The organism is Malaciobacter halophilus (assembly GCF_002837275.1).
Classification (GTDB): domain Bacteria; phylum Campylobacterota; class Campylobacteria; order Campylobacterales; family Arcobacteraceae; genus Malaciobacter; species Malaciobacter halophilus.
This window is the reverse complement of the sequence record NZ_NXIF01000022.1, coordinates 1-7,509: the sequence shown is the minus strand read 5'-3', so window position 1 is coordinate 7,509 and position 7,509 is coordinate 1. Positions and strand designations below refer to the sequence as shown.

Genomic DNA, 7,509 nt, shown 5'->3' with positions numbered 1-7,509 from the left:
TTTAATAGTCCTGATATCTCTCCTGTTAAGAAGTTTACATTCTCTATAAACTCTTTCATATCTCCTTGTATTCCACTACTATCTACTTTGCTTGTAAATTTATAATTACTAAACTCTTTTAGCACTACTGAAATAGAAGAAATATTACTATTTAATGTTTTTAACATTTCATTTATCTCATTTTTTAACTCATTTAAAGAGTGGTTATTTGTTGATGCTGTAATTTGTTGGTTTATATATCCTTTTTTTACTTTTGCTGTAATATTTGTTACATCTAAAATTAGAGCTTTATCTTCTTCAATTGCTTTTTTAGTTAGTTTTATATTTTCATTTATGATTTTAGACATTTTACCTATTTCATCATTTTTACTTTCATCTAAAAGTTTTACATCTAAAGTTTCATTATTTAAATATTTGAAAAAAGAGTTTAATCCTTGGTCAAAATCTTTTAATGCTTTAATAATTGAGCTTCCAACATAATATAAAGTAGCAATAATTAACAATGCAATTATAATTGTAATAATATTTAGTAGTGTAGTAATAAAACTTTTTTTACTATCTACTGTTTTTAAAATAAGTTGTTCAAGATTTTTTACACTTGTATTTGTAGAGTAGATAGTTTTTCTAAGTTCTCCTAATAAACCTGAGTTTACTGTAAGACCTTTTTTTATTTCAGCTTCACCTAATGCTAAAAAATCTTTTTTATACTCTTTTAAATATGTAATAATTTCAATATTATCTAAACTTGAGATTAAACTATCTATTTTAGTATTAAATCTTTGAATATATTTTTTTTCATATCTTAACATAAAATCTTTTTCTTCTTTTCTTAATTCATAAACCAATGCTAATAGTTTAAAATCATTGGCTTTTTTTGCATAGTCTTGTACTTTATGAACACTATTTCTTAAACTTCCATATAAAGCATCTTTTTTATGAAGTCCAATCTCTTTTTGTTTTTGTGCAAGTTTATTAAAGATGTTTTTGTATGAAGTAATAATCTCTAAAAACTCTTCATCATATGAACTATTTACTTTTAAATCAACTAAAATAGCATTTAATTTATTTACATCTATTTTAATTTTTTCATAAGTATCATTTACTATTTTTATATATTTTATATCTTTTCTTCCTAAGAAATCTTTTTCATTTTTTCTTAATACATATTGATTTGTTTTTATTTGTTCAACTAAAAGTTGTGCATCTGAAAGTTTTTTCATTTGGCTTGCACTATAGGTTTCTAATAAAATTAGTGCGATAAATCCAAATAAAGCCATTGCACTTATTGCTATTAGTTTTTGTTTGATGCTCATTTTTACGTCCTTTGGGGAATTGTTTTGTGGTTATAATTAAGATAGTTTATACTTCTTAGTAAATCAATTGATTTTATAAGTTGGGATTATACATAAAAATAATAAAAAAATGGTTTATAAAAAAGTGTTAAAAGTTAATTTTAATTAATTATATAATATATTTTTGAGTAAAGGTTTTTAATGAAAAAAGAGTTATTAGAACAACTAAATAATTATACAATACTTTGTGTAGAAGATGAAGAAGGAATTCGTAAACGGCTAGTAAATACCCTTAAGTACTACTTTAAAGAGGTTTATTCTGCTTCAAGTGTAAGTGAAGGCTATGACTTATATTTAGAGTATAAACCCTCTATTGTATTAAGTGATATTGAAATGCCAAAAAATAATGGAATTGCCCTTATTGAAAAAATTAGAAAAGATGATTTTAATACAATAGTAATAATGGTAACAGCATATAGCAATGAAGAGTATTTGTTTGAATTGATTAATTTAAATGTAAATCAATATATTTTAAAACCTGTTAACTCTGAATCACTTTTAAATGGGATAATTAAAGCACTTGCCTCAAAGTTAACATTAAAGTTACATATTACTCCTAAGTTAGTTTTTCATATGGAGTCAAGAGAGTTATATTATGGTGATGAAATAATTAGTCTTAGAAAAAGAGATAAAGAGTTTTTAATACTACTATATGAAAATAGAAATAGAGTTTTAACTTACGATTTAATAGAAGAGTATTTATGGAGGGATAAAACTATGAGTATGAGTGCTTTAAAAACATTTATAAAAGAGTTTAGACAAAGATTACCTGAAGATATTTTACTAAATGTTCCTCAAGAAGGATATAAGCTAAAAAGTACATAAATTACACATAAGTCACAAAAAACTCACTTTTTTCTCACTAGAAGAAGTTATGATTCCTTAATAAAATCAAAAGGAGTCTTAAATGTTCAAGAAAAGTTTATTAATTGCATCTCTTGCAACTGCTGTATTTGCGGGAAACATGAAGATGGATTTAAACGCAAAATATGGAGCAAACAATTTTCATACACAAGGTGCTGAAAAATTTGCTGCACTAGTAAAAGAATACTCTAAAGGAAGTGTAGATATTACTGTACATTCTGGTAGTGCACTTATTAAAGGTAATCCTTTAAAAGCAGTAAAAGATGGGACAGTAGCAATGACAGATATGTTTATTCCTTTTACTTCAGGTGGAGGAAAAGTTTTTGGAATTTCAGCACTTCCATTTATCGCAAATTCATATGATGATGCTTACAGATTATATCAATTATCAAAAAAAGCTTATGAAAAAACAGCAAGAAAATGGAATCAAAAACTACTTTATTCAGTAACTTGGCCTGCAAGTGGTTTTTATTCAAAAAAACAGATTGATTCAATAGTAGATTTTAAAGGTGTAAAAACAAGAACTTATGATAAAAATTCTGCATCTTTTGTAAATCTTGCAGGAGGAAATGCAGTTGCTTTACCTTGGGGAGAGGTTTATTCATCACTTAGAACTGGAATGGTTGATTCTGTTGTAACTTCTTCAAGCTCTGGAAAAGATGGCAAGTTTTGGGAAGTATTAGGCAATTATACAAAAATAAATTATGCTTATCCTTTACAAGCTGTTACAATTAATTTAGACTATTGGAATGCTTTAAATAAAAATCAACAAAAAGCAGTTTTAAAAGCAGCAAAAGAGATTGAAAAAGCACAATGGGAAGCTGTAAAACTTGAAGATAAGACTTCTTTAGAAATATTAAGAAAAAATGGTATGAAAGTAAAAGAAGCTAGTCCTAAGCTTAAAAAAGAGCTAGATGAAATAGCTTTAAAACTTTTAACTGAATATCTTGATGATGCAAATAAAGATATTAAAAAAATCTTTAAAGAATATAGAAAGTAATTGTTCATGAATATTTTAAGTAATTTTATAGATAGGCTCTCAAAAGGGGGAGCTTATTTATCAGGACTTTTATTGATAATATTAGTATCACTAATTTTATTGGAGATTTTTCTAAGATCATTTTTTGATATTTCAACAATGATTGCAGACGAATATAGTGGATACCTCTATTTAGCTTCAATCTTTTTTGGACTTGCTTATACTTTTAGTAGTGATAGTCATATTAGAATTAATATAGTTACTTCAAAGCTTTCTAAAAAAGCAAATAAAAAAATAGATATATTCGCAGCAGTTATCACACTTGGTGTATTGCTATTTGCATTTTATAGAACAGTATTACTTACTTATGATTCATATGAGTTTGAAATGGTTTCAGAAAATGTTTCTGAAACACCAATTTATTTAACTCAATTAGCAATGCCTTTAGGAATTGCAATATTTATTTTAGCAGTAATACTATTTATTTTTAAAGGATTTACACATGATAGCTGATCCACTAATATTATCAATTGTTTTAATCGTAATTATGTTTGTATTTTTGTTATCGTCTATTTGGATTGGTATTTCATTGATGTTAACAGGAATAATAGGAATGCTTTTATTTGACCATAATCTTCCTCCTGTAATAAGTGTATATGATAAAATTGGAGATTTACTTGCATCTTCACTTTATGATGCTTTAAACTCTTGGTCACTTGCAGCTCTTCCAATGTTTATTTTAATGGGTGAAATTTTATATAAGTCTTCAATCTCAACAAGATTATTAAATGGCTTAAAACCATGGCTTACTCATATTCCAGGTAAACTTTTACATGTAAATGTTGCAGCTTGTTCTCTTTTTGCAGCAGTATCAGGTTCTAGTGCTGCTACTACTGCTACTGTTGGTAAAATAACTCTTGATGAACTTCAAAGTAGGGGATACTCTAAAACTTTAGCAATGGGTTCACTTGCAGGTTCTGGTACACTTGGATATTTAATTCCACCTTCACTTATAATGATTATATATGGAGTTTTATCTGATGTTTCTATTGGTAAACTTTTTGTTGCTGGGTTAATTCCTGGGTTATTACTTGCTACTTTATACTCTTTTTATATTATGTATAAAGCAACAACAGATAAAGAAAATGTTATGCCAAATGATGATGAAAAATATACTTTTAAAGATAAGCTATACTCACTAAAAGATTTAGCTCCTATATTTTCACTTATTGGGTTAGTTTTAGGTTCAATCTATGGAGGTTTTGCAACTCCAACAGAAGCGGCAGCTTTAGGTATTTTAGGTTCATTACTTTTAGCTTTTTATTTTAAAGCTTTATCTTTAGAAATATTAAAAAATGCAATATTAAATAGTGTAAAAACATCTGTAATGATTGGATTTATTATTGCAGGTGCAGTTTTCTTATCTCAAGTTATTGGATTTTTAGGAATAGCAAGGGCAATGAGTGAGTTTATTACAGGTCTTGGATTAAGTCCTTTAATGCTTATTTTATTAATTGGTATTATGTATATTATTTTAGGAATGATATTAGAAGCAATTTCTATTGTTGTAATGACTTTACCAATTGTATTACCTATTGTTGTTTTAGCAGGATATGACCCACTATGGTTTGGTATCTTCTTAGTATTTATGGTAGAAATGGCACAAATAACACCTCCAGTTGGATTTTCACTATTTGTGATTCAAGGTATAAGTAATGAAAAGATTGAAACAATACTAAAAGCAACTTTTCCATTTTTTATAATTATGATTATAACAGTTGCATTAATTACATTTTTCCCTGAATTAGTATTCTTCTTACCAAATAAAATGATAGGTTAGATATAATATAGTATCACAATTTATAGGATGAAGTTATGAATATTAGATTAAACTGCGATATGGGTGAGAGTTTTGGTATCTGGAAAATGGGATATGATGAGCAAATTATGCCATATATAGATATGGCAAATCTTGCTTGTGGTTTCCATGCTAGTGATGCTTTGACTATGAATAAATCAGTTGCATTGGCAAAGAAGTATAATGTAACAATAGGTGCACATCCTGCATATCAAGACTTAGTTGGTTTTGGAAGAAGAAGCATAAGATGTTCACTTGAAGAGATAAAATCTATAATTTTATATCAACTAGGTGCACTAAATGCATTTTGTAAAGCACATGGAACAGCTATTTCTTATGTAAAACCTCATGGGGCTTTATATAATGATATGATGAAAGATGAAAATATATTCAAAGCAATTTTAAGTGCAATTTCATCTTTTGATAAAAATATAAAACTTATGATTTTATCAAGTCCTAAAAATGAAAGTTATAAGCATACTGCACTTTTTTATGGAATAAATTTATTATATGAAGTATTTGCAGATAGAAACTATAATGATGACGGAACGCTTGTATCAAGAATGAGAGATGACGCGGTGATTCATGATGAGCTTGAAGTTGCTCAAAGAATCTCAACACTTAAAGAAAAAGGCTATATAAATAGTGTAAATAGTAATAGACTATTTTTAGAAGTAGATAGTTTATGTGTGCATGGAGATAATGAAAAGGCCTTAGACTTTATAAAACTATTAAGAAAAGCATTGATTTAAAATGGAAATAAAAGTAGCCTCAGTTGATTCAGTAATTATCTATTTTGGAGATAAAATTGATAAAGATATAGCAAAAAAAGTAAAAAATGCTTATCTTTGCTTAAAAAAAGTAAACCTTGATGGAGTTATAGAAATAGTTCCATCATATACTTCAATTTTAATAACATATGATATTTTTACATATGATTATGAAACTATTAAAAACATACTAGAAGATACAATTAACTTAGATAATAAAATAGAAGATAACTCAAAACTAATTACTATTGATGTTTATTATGGAGTTGAAGTTGGATTAGATTTACAAAGTATGAGTGAAAAAACAGGTTTAAGTATAGAGCAAATTATAAAAATTCATTCAGATAAAACTTATGATGTGTATGCAATAGGATTCTTACCAGGTTTTGGATATTTAGCAAGTGTTGATGAGAGCATTGCTCTTCCTAGATTAAGTACTCCAAGAAAAAGTATTCCAAAAGGAAGTGTTGCAATTGCAAATACACAAACAGCTGTTTACCCACAAGCTAGTCCAGGAGGTTGGAATATTGTAGGAAGAACTGCTTTTGAATTTTTTGATAAAAGTTTACAGACTTTATCTCCTATTAGTGTGGGAGATAGGGTGAAATTTAATCCAATTTCAAAAGAGCAGTTTTTAAAACAAGGAGGAGTTTTATGAGTTTAGAGATTATCAATACTCCAATTTTTGCAACGATTCAAGATAAAGGAAGATTTTCATATACACACATAGGTGTAACACATGCAGGTGTTATGGATGAGTATGCTTACTATATTGCAAATATGCTTTTAGGTAATAAAAAAGATGAGAATATTATAGAAATAGCTTTTGCAAATGTTGAGTTTAAAGCAAATACAAATACTCAAATTGCAGTAACTGGAGCTTTTTGTGAATTATTTATAAACAATGAGCCTAAAAAAATTTGGCAAACACATAATCTAAAAGTTGGAGATATTGTTAAAATTGGAAAATTTTTAGAAGGATCAAAAGTATATCTTGCTGTAAAAGATGGCTTTAAAATAAAAAAAGAGTTTGGAAGCTATTCAACTACAATAAAAGAAAATCTTGGTGGCTTAAATGCAAATAGATTACAAAAAGGTGATATTTTAAAAATAAACTCCCATACTTTACATCATACTTCAAGATTAAAAGATATTTTTCATCCAAAGTATGAAGATACACTTTTACTAAGAGTTGTTTTATCTTATCAAGAAGAGTCTTTCTCTGCTAAAGAAAAACAGAAGTTTTTTTCAAGTGAGTTTACAGTATCAAATGAGTTTAATAGAATGGGGTGCAAACTAAAAGGTGAACCAATAAAGTGTGATATTGATGGTATTGTATCTGAGGGAATAAGCTTTGGAGCAATACAAATTCCAAGTGATGGACAACCTATTATACTTTTAAAAGATAGACAAACAATTGGTGGTTATCCTAAAATTGGTAGTGTTTTAAGTATTGATTGCTTTAAATTAGCTCAAGCAAAACCAAATACAAAAATAAGATTTAAACAAATATCTATTGAAAAAGCACAAAAGAAGTTAAAAGAGTTTTATAACTCTTTTAACTAAGCTTTAAAAACTTAAAATACCCAACCAGCTTGAATCATAAATCTTGATGAGTAATCTTTTTGACTAGTAACATCATGTTTTATATTTTGAGCTAAGTGTGCATTTATAAACATATCTTTA

Annotated in this window: 7 protein-coding genes and 1 pseudogene; 7 read left to right on the top strand and 1 reads right to left on the bottom strand. The window is 27.1% G+C overall.

The window, feature by feature from the left end:
- Positions 1-1,313 (bottom strand): annotated as a pseudogene (locus CP960_RS05580) (hypothetical protein); the annotation flags it as partial.
- Between the two features lie 180 nt (positions 1,314-1,493).
- On the opposite strand from CP960_RS05580, the gene CP960_RS05575 reads away from it, so the two are divergent.
- The 7 genes from CP960_RS05575 to CP960_RS05545 all read left to right on the top strand — a co-directional run bounded on the left by CP960_RS05575 (position 1,494) and on the right by CP960_RS05545 (position 7,389).
- Positions 1,494-2,177 (top strand): response regulator transcription factor, encoded by a 684-nt coding sequence (locus tag CP960_RS05575; protein WP_101184430.1) that lies wholly within the window; start codon positions 1,494-1,496, stop codon positions 2,175-2,177.
- A gap of 82 nt (positions 2,178-2,259) precedes the next feature.
- A complete protein-coding gene (locus CP960_RS05570) occupies positions 2,260-3,216 on the top strand; it encodes a TRAP transporter substrate-binding protein (RefSeq protein WP_101184429.1) in 957 nt (318 codons plus the stop codon).
- A 6-nt stretch (positions 3,217-3,222) separates the two neighbouring features.
- Entirely contained in the window at positions 3,223-3,708 is a 486-nt protein-coding gene (locus tag CP960_RS05565) for a TRAP transporter small permease subunit (RefSeq protein ID WP_101184428.1), read from the top strand.
- Positions 3,698-5,035 carry a TRAP transporter large permease gene (locus CP960_RS05560; RefSeq protein ID WP_101184427.1) on the top strand — a complete coding sequence of 446 codons (1,338 nt, stop codon included), beginning with the start codon at positions 3,698-3,700 and terminating at the stop codon, positions 5,033-5,035. Before CP960_RS05565 ends, CP960_RS05560 begins: the two co-directional genes overlap by 11 nt.
- A gap of 35 nt (positions 5,036-5,070) precedes the next feature.
- Positions 5,071-5,805, top strand: coding sequence for a 5-oxoprolinase subunit PxpA (locus CP960_RS05555; RefSeq protein WP_101184426.1), 735 nt, complete (start codon positions 5,071-5,073; stop codon positions 5,803-5,805).
- A gap of 1 nt (position 5,806) precedes the next feature.
- Entirely contained in the window at positions 5,807-6,481 is a 675-nt protein-coding gene (gene pxpB / locus CP960_RS05550) for a 5-oxoprolinase subunit PxpB (RefSeq protein ID WP_101184425.1), read from the top strand.
- Positions 6,478-7,389, top strand: coding sequence for a 5-oxoprolinase subunit C family protein (locus CP960_RS05545; RefSeq protein WP_101184424.1), 912 nt, complete (start codon positions 6,478-6,480; stop codon positions 7,387-7,389). Before pxpB ends, CP960_RS05545 begins: the two co-directional genes overlap by 4 nt.
- Positions 7,390-7,509 lie beyond the last annotated feature (120 nt).

Excerpts from the sequence above, each read along its gene's own strand:
- pxpB (WP_101184425.1), top strand. The coding sequence starts at position 5,807 with ATGGAAATAAAAGTAGCCTCAGTTGATTCAGTAATTATCTATTTTGGA.
- CP960_RS05565 (WP_101184428.1), top strand. The coding sequence starts at position 3,223 with ATGAATATTTTAAGTAATTTTATAGATAGGCTCTCAAAAGGGGGAGCT.
- CP960_RS05575 (WP_101184430.1), top strand. The coding sequence starts at position 1,494 with ATGAAAAAAGAGTTATTAGAACAACTAAATAATTATACAATACTTTGT.
- CP960_RS05560 (WP_101184427.1), top strand. The coding sequence starts at position 3,698 with ATGATAGCTGATCCACTAATATTATCAATTGTTTTAATCGTAATTATG.
- CP960_RS05570 (WP_101184429.1), top strand. The coding sequence starts at position 2,260 with ATGTTCAAGAAAAGTTTATTAATTGCATCTCTTGCAACTGCTGTATTT.
- CP960_RS05545 (WP_101184424.1), top strand. The coding sequence starts at position 6,478 with ATGAGTTTAGAGATTATCAATACTCCAATTTTTGCAACGATTCAAGAT.
- CP960_RS05555 (WP_101184426.1), top strand. The coding sequence starts at position 5,071 with ATGAATATTAGATTAAACTGCGATATGGGTGAGAGTTTTGGTATCTGG.